At 67.1% G+C, this 14,049-nt stretch carries 12 protein-coding genes, 4 pseudogenes and 1 riboswitch; of the genes and pseudogenes, 13 read left to right on the top strand and 3 right to left on the bottom strand.

Features of this window, described 5'->3' with window-relative positions; translation table 11 throughout:
* Positions 1 to 100: 100 nt before the first annotated feature.
* On the bottom strand, positions 101 to 982 hold the full coding sequence (locus XINFAN_RS18080) for a glycosyltransferase family protein (RefSeq protein ID WP_124088262.1): 882 nt from the start codon (positions 980 to 982) through the stop codon (positions 101 to 103).
* Positions 983 to 1,112: 130 nt separating this feature from the next.
* Between XINFAN_RS18080 and miaB the strand changes: the two are divergent.
* The 12 genes and pseudogenes from miaB to XINFAN_RS22310 form a co-directional block, all read left to right on the top strand.
* A pseudogene (gene miaB, locus XINFAN_RS18075) lies at positions 1,113 to 2,468 on the top strand (tRNA (N6-isopentenyl adenosine(37)-C2)-methylthiotransferase MiaB); the annotation flags it as partial.
* A gap of 192 nt (positions 2,469 to 2,660) precedes the next feature.
* A complete protein-coding gene (locus tag XINFAN_RS18070; protein WP_233352353.1) occupies positions 2,661 to 3,242 on the top strand; it encodes an OmpA family protein in 582 nt (193 codons plus the stop codon).
* A gap of 4 nt (positions 3,243 to 3,246) precedes the next feature.
* Positions 3,247 to 3,627 (top strand): hypothetical protein, encoded by a 381-nt coding sequence (locus XINFAN_RS18065; RefSeq protein WP_160144656.1) that lies wholly within the window; start codon positions 3,247 to 3,249, stop codon positions 3,625 to 3,627.
* 173 nt (positions 3,628 to 3,800) lie between these two features.
* The gene (locus XINFAN_RS18060) at positions 3,801 to 4,808 is read left to right on the top strand and encodes a PhoH family protein (RefSeq protein ID WP_435530880.1); all 1,008 of its coding nucleotides are present in this window, start codon (positions 3,801 to 3,803) and stop codon (positions 4,806 to 4,808) included.
* A gap of 241 nt (positions 4,809 to 5,049) precedes the next feature.
* Entirely contained in the window at positions 5,050 to 5,568 is a 519-nt protein-coding gene (gene ybeY / locus XINFAN_RS18055) for an rRNA maturation RNase YbeY (RefSeq protein WP_233352351.1), read from the top strand.
* A 44-nt stretch (positions 5,569 to 5,612) separates the two neighbouring features.
* Positions 5,613 to 6,476: a CBS domain-containing protein gene (locus XINFAN_RS18050; protein WP_124088260.1), complete on the top strand. Its 864-nt coding sequence runs from the start codon at positions 5,613 to 5,615 to the stop codon at positions 6,474 to 6,476.
* 4 nt (positions 6,477 to 6,480) lie between these two features.
* Positions 6,481 to 7,983, top strand: coding sequence for an apolipoprotein N-acyltransferase (gene lnt / locus XINFAN_RS18045; protein ID WP_124088259.1), 1,503 nt, complete (start codon positions 6,481 to 6,483; stop codon positions 7,981 to 7,983).
* A 34-nt stretch (positions 7,984 to 8,017) separates the two neighbouring features.
* Positions 8,018 to 8,066, top strand: a riboswitch (SAM-SAH riboswitch).
* A 7-nt stretch (positions 8,067 to 8,073) separates the two neighbouring features.
* Positions 8,074 to 9,240: a methionine adenosyltransferase gene (metK, locus tag XINFAN_RS18040; protein ID WP_124088258.1), complete on the top strand. Its 1,167-nt coding sequence runs from the start codon at positions 8,074 to 8,076 to the stop codon at positions 9,238 to 9,240.
* 110 nt (positions 9,241 to 9,350) lie between these two features.
* Positions 9,351 to 10,049, top strand: coding sequence for a tRNA (guanine(46)-N(7))-methyltransferase TrmB (gene trmB / locus XINFAN_RS18035; protein ID WP_124088257.1), 699 nt, complete (start codon positions 9,351 to 9,353; stop codon positions 10,047 to 10,049).
* A gap of 166 nt (positions 10,050 to 10,215) precedes the next feature.
* Entirely contained in the window at positions 10,216 to 11,562 is a 1,347-nt protein-coding gene (gene aroA / locus XINFAN_RS18030; RefSeq protein ID WP_124088256.1) for a 3-phosphoshikimate 1-carboxyvinyltransferase, read from the top strand.
* A gap of 737 nt (positions 11,563 to 12,299) precedes the next feature.
* Positions 12,300 to 12,499, top strand: a pseudogene (locus XINFAN_RS18025) (transposase); the annotation flags it as partial.
* Between the two features lie 12 nt (positions 12,500 to 12,511).
* Positions 12,512 to 12,713, top strand: a pseudogene (locus XINFAN_RS22310) (IS481 family transposase); the annotation flags it as partial.
* On the opposite strand, the gene XINFAN_RS21850 reads toward XINFAN_RS22310, so the two are convergent.
* Positions 12,666 to 13,166 carry a hypothetical protein gene (locus XINFAN_RS21850; protein ID WP_160144655.1) on the bottom strand — a complete coding sequence of 167 codons (501 nt, stop codon included), beginning with the start codon at positions 13,164 to 13,166 and terminating at the stop codon, positions 12,666 to 12,668. The pseudogene XINFAN_RS22310 and the gene XINFAN_RS21850 sit on opposite strands and share 48 nt — an antisense overlap.
* A 3-nt stretch (positions 13,167 to 13,169) precedes the next feature.
* Here XINFAN_RS21850 and XINFAN_RS22305 point away from each other — a divergent pair.
* Positions 13,170 to 13,316, top strand: a pseudogene (locus XINFAN_RS22305) (IS5/IS1182 family transposase); the annotation flags it as partial.
* 199 nt (positions 13,317 to 13,515) lie between these two features.
* Here the strand turns inward: XINFAN_RS22305 and XINFAN_RS22300 are convergent.
* Positions 13,516 to 14,049 (bottom strand): GcrA family cell cycle regulator (locus tag XINFAN_RS22300; RefSeq protein ID WP_233352342.1); only part of this gene is annotated, 534 nt, incomplete at its 5' end.

Raw genomic sequence — 14,049 nt, 5'->3', positions numbered from 1 at the left:
AGTCTCTGGATCACGCCCGCGGGCCTGCTTCGCGGGACTTGCGGCCGTTCGCTGCCCCGGGCGTCCGCTGCCGCAGGTGACAACAGAGCCCGGCCCCGGGTCAGAACCACTGGCCGGGCTCCATCAGGCCGAGGTCCATCAGCTGCTGGCTCTCCCAGCGGAAGGGCTCGGAATTGTGCCAGCGAAAGGTGCGGATTTCGTCGCGGCTGCCGGGGTTGGTGCGCAAGGCCTTGGCAGTGCGGAACGAGCAGACCGTCGCCGTCACATTGTGATGCCAGGGGCAGGCGAAAGTGTTCATCTCTTCCTCGGACAGGGTGAAATCGGGCCTGAGCCGCAGCCCTCTCTTCGCGCGCAGGATCGAGATCCGGTCGATCTTGCGCCGTGTCCAGGGCACGTGTTCCTCGAACCGCCAGCGCAGCCCCCCGAAGAAATCCATCTGGCGTTCCTTCTCGGTCCAGGGCGGCTCGGCCTCCTTCCGCGTCAGCGCGTAATAGCCGGAACGGTCGAGATGGGCGTCTTCCAGCGAGACGGCATTGGGGAAGCGGTCGAGATCGCAGGCATAGAGGTCGATCACATAGGTCAGCATCGCCTCGCGGCGTTCCTCGGCGTGGAAGCCCACCAGATCGCTGATCGTGCGGCTCTCGCAGAAGGGAAAGAACAGATATTCCGCATTGTAGCACCAGAAGAGCCAGGCCCCGGCGGCGGCGTCCATGACCCGGTTCACCGCGGTGACCAGCGCGTCCTCGGCGAAAACGTCGTCGTCGATCCGGTCGATCCGGCCGCTGAAATCCGGCGCGGCTTCGAGGCCCGGGCTCAGATCCGGCGGCGCGAACAGCAGGATACGGCTGAAGCCGCCCGCCAGATGGTGGCGCAGGGTGCTGTCCAGCTCGACTTCGTCCTCGGCCATGATCAGCGCGACCGGGCCGCGTGACCCGGCCAGCTGCCCCTTCCCGAGGAATTCCTCAACCGAACCGTAACGCATCCTGCACCCGCCTGCCGCCGTCCCGGGCGCAGAATCCGCGATGCGGCGGGCGGAGGCAAGCGCGAAGAACCGGGGGTGTTGTCGCGCATCGGGGGGCGGTGTAGAAAGCGGGGCTCAGGAGGCACGCCCTATGCCGAACCCCATGCCGAACCCCGAAACCCCGACGGCGCCCGCAGCAGAGCCGGGGGCGAAGAAGCTGTTCATCAAGACCTATGGCTGTCAGATGAACGTCTACGACAGCGAGCGCATGGCCGAGGCCATGGGCGCGAAGGGTTATGTGCTGACCGACAGGGCCGAAGACGCCGATATGGTTCTGCTGAACACCTGCCATATCCGCGAGAAGGCGAGCGAGAAGCTCTATTCCGACCTCGGCCGGCTGCGTCCGCTGAAGCTGGAGCGCCCGGATCTGAAGATCGGCGTCGCCGGCTGCGTGGCCCAGGCCGAAGGGGCCGAGATCCAGCGCCGGATGCCGCTGGTCGATATCGTCGTCGGCCCGCAGGCCTATCACCGCCTGCCCGCCATGGCCGAGGCGAAGGGCCCGCAGGTCGATACCGATTTCCCGCCCGAGGACAAGTTCGACCATCTGCCGCAGCGCAAAAGCTATCGCGGCCCGACGGCGTTTCTGACCGTGCAGGAGGGCTGCGACAAGTTCTGCGCCTTCTGCGTGGTGCCCTATACCCGCGGGGCCGAGGTCTCGCGCCCGGCGGCCCGGCTGATGCGCGAGGCGCGCGACCTGGTGGCGCGGGGCGTGCGCGAGATCACGCTTCTGGGCCAGAACGTCAACGGCTACCACGGCGAGGGCGAGACCGGCACCTGGAGCCTCGGCCGGCTGATCCGGCAACTGGCGGACATCGACGGGCTGGACCGCATCCGCTACACCACCAGCCATCCCAACGACATGGACGACGACCTGATCGCGGCCCATGGCGAGGTTCCGCAGCTGATGCCCTATCTGCATCTGCCGGTGCAGTCGGGCTCGGACCGGATCCTGAAGGCGATGAACCGCAAGCATACCCGCGATCAGTATTTCCGGCTGATCGACCGCATCCGCGCGGTGCGTCCCGACATTCTGATGACCTCGGATTTCATCGTGGGTTTCCCGGGCGAGACCGATCAGGATTTCGCCGATACGATGGATCTGATCCGCCGGGTGGGCTACGGCGCGGCCTTCAGCTTTAAATATTCCGCCCGCCCCGGTACGCCCGCGGCGGAAAAGCCGCCGGTCGAAGCGGCGGTGGCCGATGTGCGGCTTCAGGAGTTGCAGGCGCTGATCCTCGATCAGCAGCGCGCGGCGCAGGCGGCGATGGTCGGGCGCGAGATATCGGTGCTCTACGAGAAGCCGGGGCGGCTGCCGGGCCAGATGGTCGGCAAGTCCGAACATCTGATGGCGGTGCATGTCGAGGACCCCGCGGGAGGGGTCGGCGATCTGGTCAGGGCGCGGGTGACTGCCGCTGCGGCGAACTCGCTGGCGGCGGTGCCGGTTGGCGTCAGCGCGGCAGAACAGGGAATCGGCGCGGCGCGCGGCATTGTTTTCCGCCCCGCGCCAATCCGCCGCGATCTTTAAGATTTTACACTAAACTATTGTAAAATACCATAAAAAACCAGATTCGCTTTACTTGCCCTCTTTGGGGCGGCAATTCTCCCCGTTGCTGCCACATATGAGTGAAGGGGGCTGGCTGTGATCGGTTTTTCACGCGCCGTGCGAGGTATAATCGGAGGGGTCGCGCTGGCGGCCGGAGTGATCGGGGCGGGCGTCGCGCCGGCTCAGGACCGGACTATCGACCGCACGGTCGTCACCGGCAAGATCGAATGGGGCGTCTGGATCGACGACGACGGCTGCATGCACTGGTGGGCCGACGGCGGGCTGGAAGGTTACATGGTGCCGCGCCGCGACCCGAAAACCGGCAAGCCGGTCTGCCTGAAAAAGAACACCTGCCTTGTCGAGAACACCGATCAGCTCTTCGCGACCGACAGCGCGAAACTGACCGGCGCCGGACGCGAGCGGCTGGCGCAGTTCTTCTCCTCGGCGGGGGCCTTCGGCTATGCGATCTACGGCCATACCGACAGCCGCGCCTCGGACGAATACAACATGAGCCTGTCGCAGCGGCGCGCGCGCGCGGTCGCGGATGTGGCCCGCTCGGTCGGCGCCTCGGTCGAGCGCGAGCTTGGCTTCGGCGAGCGCTACCCGGTCGCCACCAATGCGACCGCCGCCGGAATGGCGAAGAATCGCCGCGTCGAAATCGTTTGCTATCGCTGGTGAGGGCATGAGCATGACCACGAAATTCGTGACCGTCCTTCTCGGTGCCGCGCTGCTGGCCGGCTGCGAGAGTTTTGAGGGCACCACCGGCTACCGCGGTTCGCAATCGGTGATCGCGACCGGGCTGGACAAGGGACGCGACACCGGCGTGTTGCAGAACGGCCGCGCCGCCATCGCCTATGATCCCGACGGCTGCCAGAACTGGATCATCGACGACGGGCTGGAAGGCTATTCGTCGCCGCGCTACGATCCGGTTTCGGGCCTGCCGGTCTGCAACGATCACTATCCGCCGGGCACGGTGCTGGGCGACTACCAGTCGGCCAATCCGGGGATCCGCGATCTGGTGCCGGGGTCGGCCCGCTCGACCGTGGTGCGCAGAGGGAACTGATTTCCTTCCGCCAGGTTGGATAAGAGCCGCCCCCGTGGCGGCTCTTTGCCTTTCCGGCGTCGCCGTCCGCAGGGCTTTTCGCGCAACATCTGGTGTGGTTGCGGAAAACTCTTGCCAGATCGCGGGATTCGGGCGCAGCATCGGGATAAGGCTCTTGCAGGAAGGAGACCCTTTTGGGCATCAGCGCGCTGACCCCCCCGACCAGCCCCGAGGACATGGTTGAGACGGTCCTCGAATTTCCCGACAACCGGCTGCTGATCGAGCTGTGCGGCGAATACGACCGCAATCTCGCCCAGATCGAACATCAGCTTGGGATTCATGTGCTCAGGCGCGGCAACCGCCTGACGGTGGTCGGAGAGAAAGGCGCGCGCGAACAGGCCGCGGCAGTGCTCAGATCGCTTTACGCCCGGCTGGAGGCGGGGCGTGGCGTGGTCGCGGGCGATGTCGATGGCGCGCTGCGCATGGCGCACCCGCAGGCCGCAACGCCCGAGGGCGAGCAGATCGAGCTCTTCTCGCCGGGGATGGAACTTCGCACCCGCAAGAAGCCGATCGAGCCCCGGACCGAGGCGCAGAAGACCTATGTCGCCAATCTGTTCCGCAACGAGCTGGGCTTCGGCATCGGCCCGGCGGGGACCGGCAAGACCTATCTCGCGGTGGCCGTCGGGGTGACCATGTTCATCTCGGGGGCGGTCGAGCGGATCGTGCTGTCGCGCCCCGCGGTCGAGGCAGGCGAGCGGCTCGGCTTCCTGCCCGGCGACATGAAGGAGAAGGTCGATCCCTATATGCAGCCGCTCTACGACGCGCTGAACGACTTTCTCCCGGCGCGTCAGGTGGAAAAGCTGCTGGCCGAGAAGCGGATCGAGATCGCGCCGCTGGCCTTCATGCGCGGGCGCACTTTGTCGAACGCTTTCGTGGTGCTGGACGAGGCGCAGAACGCCACCGCGATGCAGATGAAGATGTTCCTGACCCGGCTGGGCGAGGGCTCGCGCATGGTGATCACCGGCGACCGCACCCAGGTCGACCTGCCGCGCGGCGTGACCTCGGGCCTGTCTGAGGCAGAGCGCATCCTGAAAGGTGTGAACGGGGTTTCGTTCAACTATTTCACATCGAAGGATGTGGTGCGCCACCCGCTGGTCGCCCGCATCATCGAGGCCTGGGACGCCGACGAGGCGAAAGGCTGAAGCGCAGCCGCGGGGGATGCTGAAGTGGTCCGCGCCTTTCAGGCGCGGATGCCTCCGGCGGGGATATTTTTAGACAGAAAATATCCTGCGCGATCCTGTTCATTTTCTGTCCTTAAATATCCCGGGGGGGGGCCGGAACGGGCGAGGGGTGAAGATGCAGGCGCCCCTGGTTCGGGCCGGCATCTTCGGGCCCCCTCTCCACCCCTTGTCACAGGCGCGGCGGCGGGATAGGCGCGGCGCCATGACGATGCTCACCGAAACCGTTTTCGAGGACGACCGCTGGCAGGCGTTCGGGCTGGAGGATCTGGCCGAACGCGCCGCGCGGGCGGCGCTCGCGCATTTGGGACATGTGCCGGAGGATCATCTGATCTCGGTTCTGGCCTGCGACGATGCGCGGATCGCTGCGCTCAACACCGAGTTCCGCGGAAAGCCCGTGCCGACCAATGTGCTGTCCTGGCCCTCGGACGAGCGCGCGGCGGAGGAGCCGGGCGCCGAGCCGGAGCCGCCCGAACCGGATCCGCCCGAACCGGATCCGACCGGCGGGCCGCTGGAACTGGGCGACATCGCCATCGCTTACGAGACCTGCATGAGCGAGGCGGCCGCGCAGGGCAAGGATCCGGCGGCGCATGTGACGCATCTGATCGTTCATGCGATATTGCATCTGTTGGGTTATGATCACATCCATGAGGCCGATGCGCAGCTTATGGAGGCGCATGAGGTGCGCATACTTGCGGCCATGGGCCTTCCCGACCCATATTAAACGCGGCATCCACAGAACGGATGCTCTTGCCGGACAAAAGGACGATGGGCAGTAGCAACGACGGTTCGACAGCGGCGCAGGATTTATCCGAGGGGCTGGCAGACAGCCCGCCACAGGAAAGCGCGGGACGGGGTTTTTTCGGACGGCTGATCTCGGCCTTTTCCCCATCCGAGGCCGACAGCCCCCCCACCGCCGCCGCGCCGAGCGGTCTGGCCGCGCTGCACCGGCTCAGCGTTGACGATGTGGCGATCCCCAAGGCCGAGATCGTCGCCGTCTCGCTGGAGACCGGGCTTGCGGAACTGGTCGAGGTCTTCCGCCAGCACGGGTTTTCGCGCCTGCCGGTCTATGGCGAAAGCCTCGACCATCCGCTCGGCCTCGTGCTGCTGAAGGATCTGGCGCTGCGCCATGGGTTTGGTCAGGGCGGGGCGTTCAGCCTTCAGGACCTGCTGCGCCCGATTCTCTACGCTCCGCCCTCGATGCCCGCCGCCACGCTTTTGCAGAAGATGCAGAAGGATCGGGTGCATATGGCGCTGGTGATTGACGAATACGGCGGTGTGGACGGGCTGGCGACCATCGAGGATCTGATCGAAACCGTCATCGGCGAGATCGAGGACGAGCATGACGAAGAGGCGGGGCTTTTGTGGAAAGAGGAAGCGCCCGGCGTGATCGTCGCGCAATCCACCGCCGAGCTGGAGGATCTGGAGGCGGCGCTGAACATCCGCCTGCGCGGGGCGGTCGAGGACGAGGAGATCGACACCATCGGCGGTCTGGTCTTTCTGCGCACCGGCCATGTGCCCGCGAAGGGCGAGGTGGTGACGCTGGAGAGCGGTGCCACGATCGAAGTGGTCGATGCAGATGTGCGCCGCATCAAGCGGCTGCGGCTGCGGCTGCCGGGGCGCGCGGGCTGATCCGATGAGGGCGCGCGCGTTCCGCGGCTTTGCCGCCGGCTGGCGCGGTGCCGCGCAGGATTTCGTGCTGGGTGCGGCGGCGGTGCTGGGCCAGGCGCCCTTTGGCCTGTGGCCGGTGTCGCTCGCGGCTTTCGTTCTGATCCTGAAACGGGTCGCCGATGCGCCGGACCCGCGCGCGGCGTTCCGGCGCGGGCTGTTCATCGGCGCCGGCTGGTTCGGGCTGGGGCTGAGCTGGATCGTGCAGCCCTTTTTCGTCGATCCCTGGCGCCACGGCTGGATGGCGCCTTTCGCGGTGGTGATGATCGCCTTCGGCCTCGGGTTGTTCTGGGCCCTCGCCGCCTGGGCCGCGCGGCGGCTGAACAGCGGCGCGATGGGCTTTGCGCTGCTGCTGGCGCTGGCGGAACTGGCGCGCGGCCATGTGCTGACCGGCTTTCCCTGGGCCTTGCCCGGCCATATCTGGATCGACACGCCTCTGGTCCAGGTGGCGGCGCTGACCGGGGCTTACGGCATGACGGCGCTGACGCTGGCGGCGCTGGCCGCGCCCTTGTCCTTCGGGCGGCTGCGCGGCGGGCTGGTGGCGGCGCTGATCCTCGGGCTTTGCGCCGGCTGGTCCTGGCACCGGCTGGCTCTGCCCGAGCCCGAGCCGCAAGGGGCGCTCGCGCGTATCGTGCAGCCCAATATCGAGCAGAGCCTGAAATGGGACCCCGACGAGGCGGCCGAAAACTTCCGCCGCCTGCTTGCCATGACCGCGGGCGCACAGACCGATCTGGTGATCTGGCCTGAGACGGCGGTGCCCTATCTGATCACCGAGGGCGAGGGCGTCGCGCTGACGATCTCGGAGGCGGGGGGCGGGCGTCCGGTCGCGACGGGGATCCAGCGCGACCGGGACGACATGGCCTGGAACACGCTTGCGGTTTTCGGCGAGGGTGGGCGGATCGGCCAGAGCTTTGACAAGATCCATCTGGTTCCGTTCGGGGAATATATCCCGATGGGCGATCTGCTTTATCAGAGCTTCGGCCTGCGCGCTTTCGCGAGCCAGGCCGGTGCAGGCTATACCGCCGGCGAGACCCGCAATCTGCTGGATTTCGGTGCGGCGGGCCGGGCGCTGCCGCTGATCTGCTATGAGGCGATCTTTCCGGGCGATCTGGTGACCGAGGAACGCGCCGACTGGATGCTCCAGGTCACCAACGACGCCTGGTTCGGCACTTTGACCGGGCCGTATCAGCATTTCGCCCAGACGAGGCTGCGCGCCGTTGAGCAGGGCCTGCCACTTCTGCGCGCCGCCAATACCGGGATCTCGGCGGTGATCGACGCGCGCGGGCGGGTGGCGGGCGCCGCGCTGGCGCTTGGCGCCGGGGGCGTGATCGACGCGCCCATTCCCGGTGCGCTTCCGCCGCCGCCCTATGCGCGCATGCTGGCCCGGGCGGGGGAGGTGCCGCTCGTCGCCGTGCTCCTCGCTTTGCTGGCGCTGATGCCCCTTTTGCCGCGCCGCCGCGACAATGCTTGATTGTTGCCGACCCTGCGGCTAAGCGGGTCGGACAGAACCGCCACAACGGCTTCCTGACGTGGCGGGGATCACCCAACGGAGCACTTTCATATGAGCCGCAAGAATTACGTCTTCACCTCCGAATCGGTTTCGGAGGGGCATCCCGACAAGGTCTGCGACCGGATTTCCGATGCCGTGCTCGACGCCTTTCTGGCCGAGGAAGCCAATGCCCGTGTCGCCTGCGAGACCTTCGCCACCACGAATTGCGTGGTGGTCGGCGGCGAGGTCGGCTTAAGCGACAAGGCGGCGCTTGAAACCATGCTGGGCCGGGTCGAGACCATCGTGCGCGACTGCGTGAAGGACATCGGTTACGAACAGGACGAGTTCCACTGGAACACGCTGAAAGTGCAGAATTTCCTGCATCCGCAATCGGCGCATATCGCGCAGGGCGTGGACAAGGACGGCGCGGGCGATCAGGGCATCATGTTCGGCTATGCCTGCCGCGAGACGCCCGAGCTGATGCCGGCGCCGATTCAATATGCCCATGCGATCCTGCGCCGCCTGGCCGAGGTGCGCAAATCGGGCGAGCAGCCGACGCTGCGCCCCGACGCCAAGTCGCAGCTCTCGCTGCGCTACGAGGACGGGAAGCCCGTCGAGGTCACCTCGATCGTGCTCTCGACCCAGCATTCCGACGTGAACCAGACTTCGGCCGATATCCGCGCCATCGTGGAACCCTATATCCGCGAGGTGCTGCCCTCGGGCTGGATCACCGGGAACACCGTCTGGCACGTCAATCCGACCGGCACTTTCGTGATCGGCGGACCGGACGGCGACGCCGGGCTGACCGGGCGCAAGATCATCGTCGACACCTATGGCGGCGCGGCCCCGCATGGCGGCGGCGCGTTTTCCGGCAAGGATCCGACCAAGGTCGACCGCTCGGCCGCCTATGCCGCGCGTTACCTCGCGAAGAACGTGGTGGCGGCGGATCTGGCCGATCGCTGCACCGTGCAGGTCGCCTATGCGATCGGCGTGGCCGAGCCGCAGTCGATCTATGTCGACACCCATGGCACCGGCCGCATCCCCGACAGCGTGATCGAGGCGGCGCTGCCGAAGGTGCTGGACCTGACCCCGCGCGGCATCCGCACCCATCTGGGCCTGAATCGTGCGATCTATGCCCGCACCTCGGCCTATGGCCATTTCGGCCGCGCGCCCGAGGCCGACGGCGGCTTCTCCTGGGAGCGCGTGGATCTGGCCGGGGAGCTGAAGAAGGCGGTCTGAAACCCGGCAGACGGCAAGAGGCGCCCCTCGCGGGCGCCTTTTCCTTTGGGTTGACCCGACAGGGCGCGGGCTTTAGACGCGCCCCGGTTCCCGCCAGCCCGAGGCCCCTGATGTCCGACCCCGACACCCCGCAGCCGCACCGCAATTTCTATGGCCGCTCGAAGGGCAAGACCCTGCGCGCGAGCCAGAAGGACTATCTGGCCAACGATCTGGAGGCGATGCGGCTGAAAGGCGTGACCGTGCAGGAGAATGCCGCCCGCACGGTGCTGGACATGACCCAGTTCGGCGCCCGCCCGGTCTGGCTGGAGGTCGGCTTCGGCGGCGGCGAGCATCTGGTCCATATGGCGGCGCTGAACCCGCAGATCCATCTGATCGGCTGCGAGCCCTTCGTGAACGGCGTCGCCATGCTTCTGGGCAAGATCCGGGCTGCGGGGGTTCAGAACCTTTCGATCCACCCCGGCGACGTGCGCGACCTCTTTGACGTGCTGCCCGACGGCGTGGTGGAGAAATGCTTCCTCAACTATCCCGATCCCTGGCCGAAAGCCCGCCACCACCGCCGCCGCTTCGTCACCCCGGGCTACCTTGCGCCGCTCCATCGCGTGATGGCGCCGGGCGCCGAATTCCGCATCGCGACCGACATCCCCGATTATGTCCGCCAGGCGCATGAGGAAGTGCCGCCCGCCGGCTTCCGGCTGGAACGCGAGGCAGGTGCGGGCGGGGCCTGGCCCGACTGGCTTTCGACCCGCTACGAGCAAAAGGCCCTGCGCGAGGGCCGCTCGCCCCATTACCTGACGTTCCGGCGGGACTGAGGCCGGGGATGCCTCCGGCGGGGGTATTTAAGTCAAGGTGAAAGGGCTTTCATCCTGACATAAATACCCCCCGCGGAGCGTCCCTGCGCGGACAGGGGCGCCGGTGCTGGACCCCCTGCATTGCTTGCGCTATCAGGCGGAGGAATTGCCGGGACGGGAGAGCGGAATGTCGGGCCATGGTGAAGCGCAGGGGATGATCTCGGCAAAGAGCGGGCCGCTGAAAGGCACCGCCTCGGTGCCGGGCGACAAGTCGATCTCGCACCGCGCGCTGATCTTCGGCGCGATGGCCGTGGGCGAGACGAAGATCACCGGGCTGCTGGAAGGCCAGGACGTGCTCGACACCGCCGCGGCGATGCGGGCTTTCGGTGCCAGCGTCAGCCGCCACGGCGAGGGCGCCTGGACGGTCGCGGGTGTCGGCGTCGGTGGCTTCCGCGAGCCGGAGAACGTGATCGACTGCGGCAATTCCGGCACCGGCGTGCGGCTGATCATGGGCACCATGGCAACGACGCCGATCACCGCGACCTTCACCGGCGATGCCAGCCTTCGCAAGCGCCCGATGGGCCGCGTCACCGATCCGCTCTCGCTGTTTGGTTGCCAGGCTTACGGGCGCCAGGGCGGGCGGCTGCCGATGGTGCTGGTCGGCGCCGCCGATCCGGTGCCGGTGCGCTACACGCTGCCGGTGGCCTCGGCCCAGGTGAAATCCGCGGTGCTGCTCGCAGGTCTGAACGCGCCGGGCGAGACGGTGGTGATCGAGCGCGAGCCTACCCGCGATCATTCCGAGCGGATGCTGATCGGTTTCGGCGCCGATCTGTCGGTGGAACGGAGCCATGAGGGTCATGTCATCACACTGAAAGGCCGCCCCGAGTTGCGGCCGCAGACCGTAGCGGTGCCGCGCGATCCGAGCTCGGCCGCCTTTCCGGTCTGCGCCGCGCTGATCACCGAAGGCTCCGAGATCTTCGTTCCCGGTGTCAGCCAGAACCTGACCCGCAACGGGCTTTACCTGACCCTGGTCGAGATGGGCGCGCTGATCGGTTTCGAGAACCCGCGCGAAGAGGGCGGCGAGCCGGTCGCCGATCTGCGGGTGCGCTTCTCGCCGGATCTGAGGGGGATCGAAGTGCCGCCTGAGCGCGCGCCCTCGATGATCGACGAATATCCGGTGCTTTCGGTTGTGGCGGCTTTCGCAACCGGCACCACGGTGATGCGCGGCGTGAAGGAGTTGCGCGTCAAGGAGAGCGACCGGATCGACGCCATGGCCCGTGGGCTTGAGGCCTGCGGGGTGCGGATCGAAGAAGACGAGGACACGCTGATCGTCCACGGTATGGGACCGGGCGGGATGCCCGGCGGCGCGACCTGCAGGACGCATCTCGATCACCGCATCGCCATGAGCTTCCTCGTCGCGGGCATGGCGGCGCAACGCGAGATCGCGGTGGACGACGGCTCGCCCATCGTCACCTCTTTCCCGATTTTTGAGGGGCTGATGAACGGTCTGGGGGCGGCGATCCGGCGGGGGTGAAGGGGCGCGCCTGCGATGATGTTCCCGTCAGGACAGGCTGTTCAGACGGATCGGTGAGCCGCAGCTGCCGCAATCGAGGCGATGGATATGCTCTCGGGGAACATCAGTTCCTTGTGACTTGTCTCCCTTGCTGACCATTTCCGGCGCAAGGCGCGGATCATCGGAGAGGTTGCGAAAGCTGCACCTGGGAAGGGTGCCGGGGACCCGCGCACAGGCCGGGAAAACGCCTCGGTCATTTGTTGCGGCCCGGCGATTCTGGCCAAACGGCAGATTGGCTTTGGCAGAAATTTTGGCCTGTCAGGATCCATGCAGGGCTGAAGTTTCAGCGGATATCCTGACATCATGCCTGTCCCCTGCCGCAGCCGGTCAGAGTATCGTGGTGATCAGCACCGCCCACCCGCCACCCGATCGTGCCGGGGGTGATCACGATGCTGCCGGTCAAAGTACGCACTGAAAGCGCGCCATCGATACCGCTGCTCAATTTCCTCACCTTGATTTGCGGGGTGCAGAGCGGGACGGGGCTGCGAGTGACCACAGTTGCATTGGGGGTGTCACAGCGCCGTGTCGCCCGACATGCGGTTGCCGACCAGAGCCGGTGCCAGAGCGCCGGCGGGCGGGACCGACGAGACATTGTAAGAAATGTAAACAACCCTCCAGGTTGTGTGGGCTCCTGGGGTTCGCATTTTTGACTGGAAGTGATTCAAGGTTTCCGTCGCAGGAGGATTGCGACGGGGACCCTGGATCGGCTGGTGCTCTCGGACGGGCAATGGGACCGGATTTCGGAGCATATCATCGGCGACGGTCGGACGCGCGACAACCGGATGTTCGATGAGGCGGTGCCGTGGGTCGTACGGGCTCGCCCTGGCGAGACCTGCCGGATGTGTTCGGTTCGTGGAACAGCATGTTCCGCCGCTTCAGCCGGGGGAGCCGCAAGGGGGGCCGGTGACGGATCAGGGAGGCGACCGTCAGGCGCTTCCACTACGACAGCCACGATCAACTAGCGCACCCACTTCTCCGACTTCATGGCAGCCTGCACCTTCGCATGGTGCCTCAGGAGCCTCGGCGGCCTCACGCCCTACGAATACATCTGCAAAATCCGGACATCAGAGCCGCATCGCTTCATCCTGAACCCGATCCACCAGAGGCAGGGACGGAAAAGCCAGGGGCGCGGTGCTGAAGTCGGGGATTCGCGAACTGATGATGCTGACCCTTGCGAAATCCGGGGCGCCGCCTGCATCGGCCTGGCCGGGGATCACATGGCCCTGTGTTGTCGTCGCGCCCGAGATGGATCCTGTCGGGCTTCCTTGGCGGCACAGGGGCCGATAGCGCCGGGCACCAGTCTGATCGGCCTCGCGCCTGCTGCCCCTTTTTTCCGAGGGATCTGCCCCGGCCCCTGCATCAGATCGGGGGTTCCATTCCCTCAGGGGCAACCCGAACGACGCGGTGGCCACTGCTCCGCTGCCGGCCCGGAGGCGGAAACGGATCATCCCGGCCTCCCCGGCGCGAACTGATACCCGAGAAGCGTGAGCGGTGTTTTCTCCGATCCCGGCCCCGATACGACCATCCGATGGAGGGATTTCGGTCGCATCGGTCAGCTTATCCATGATGTCGGCCGTCAGCCATGGCGCGGATCTCACCGCCGAAGCCGCGCGGAAACCAGGATGCTTTGTGCGAAACTGCCTGGCCAATGAGTGCGCGGAGGGGATTTCGACCGGAGGCCCGAGGGGCTCCGGCTCCGTGTCGCCGTGCTGAACGCGCCATCAGGGGTACAGGACAGGTCTGTTTGCGGAAAAAGGTTGCCCAACCCTCAGCCGGTTGGTGCAACGGAGCCGTCCTGCACCCAAGCCCAGGCAGGGCCGCGCCACCGGCCAGGCAATCTCTCAAACGGATCAATACGTCTTTCCCGAAAAGCCCCGCCGCCAGGGCGGGGCTTTTCCGGCGCTCAGGCTCGGTTCACCGCCGGCGGTCGCGCCGCGCGCTCATCGGCTGGAAGGCCACGCCGACATGGGCCTCGCAATAGGGTTTGCCCGGCAGCGAGGGCAGGCCGCAGAACCAGAAATCGTCGGTTGCCGGATCGCCGATCGGCCATTTGCAGGTGCGCTCGGTCAGTTCCATCAGCGTGAGCCGGCGCGCGCGTTTCTCGACCTCGCGCACCGAGGCCAGCGCTTCGGGGCTGATCTCGTTCTGCGAGGGCTGCGGCGGCAGCGGCTGGCCCGCGGGCACAATGGCCTTGCGCAGGGGCAGGGGGGTCACGTTCGAGGCCGGGGCCGCGGCGGCCGGGCGCGCCCGGCCCGCGCGCCGGCCGGCGGCGGCGCCGCCGCCCCCCCGGGGCGCGGGGGGCGCGCGCCCCGCGGCCGCCGCCGCGGCGGCCGCCGCGCGGCGGCCCCCGCTCGACCCCGCGCTGTTTGACCCGCTCACCGCCGGGATCGTGCCGCGGCTGATGGCCTCGCTGGCGCAGGGCGACGACGCCACGCTTCGCGAGGTGAT

This window comes from Pseudogemmobacter humi (genome assembly GCF_900609055.1).
Taxonomy (GTDB): Bacteria; Pseudomonadota; Alphaproteobacteria; order Rhodobacterales; family Rhodobacteraceae; genus Pseudogemmobacter; species Pseudogemmobacter humi.
The sequence above is the reverse complement of the archived record's forward strand: the minus strand, read 5'-3'. Positions and strand labels throughout refer to the sequence as shown.

Coding starts and splice junctions, on each gene's coding strand:
- lnt (WP_124088259.1), top strand. CDS start 6,481: ATGAGGGCGCGCGCGTTCCGCGGCTTTGCCGCCGGCTGGCGCGGTGCC.
- XINFAN_RS18080 (WP_124088262.1), bottom strand. CDS start 982: ATGCGTTACGGTTCGGTTGAGGAATTCCTCGGGAAGGGGCAGCTGGCC.
- metK (WP_124088258.1), top strand. CDS start 8,074: ATGAGCCGCAAGAATTACGTCTTCACCTCCGAATCGGTTTCGGAGGGG.
- aroA (WP_124088256.1), top strand. CDS start 10,216: ATGTCGGGCCATGGTGAAGCGCAGGGGATGATCTCGGCAAAGAGCGGG.
- XINFAN_RS18065 (WP_160144656.1), top strand. CDS start 3,247: ATGAGCATGACCACGAAATTCGTGACCGTCCTTCTCGGTGCCGCGCTG.
- ybeY (WP_233352351.1), top strand. CDS start 5,050: ATGACGATGCTCACCGAAACCGTTTTCGAGGACGACCGCTGGCAGGCG.
- XINFAN_RS18050 (WP_124088260.1), top strand. CDS start 5,613: ATGGGCAGTAGCAACGACGGTTCGACAGCGGCGCAGGATTTATCCGAG.
- trmB (WP_124088257.1), top strand. CDS start 9,351: ATGTCCGACCCCGACACCCCGCAGCCGCACCGCAATTTCTATGGCCGC.
- XINFAN_RS21850 (WP_160144655.1), bottom strand. CDS start 13,166: ATGGATAAGCTGACCGATGCGACCGAAATCCCTCCATCGGATGGTCGT.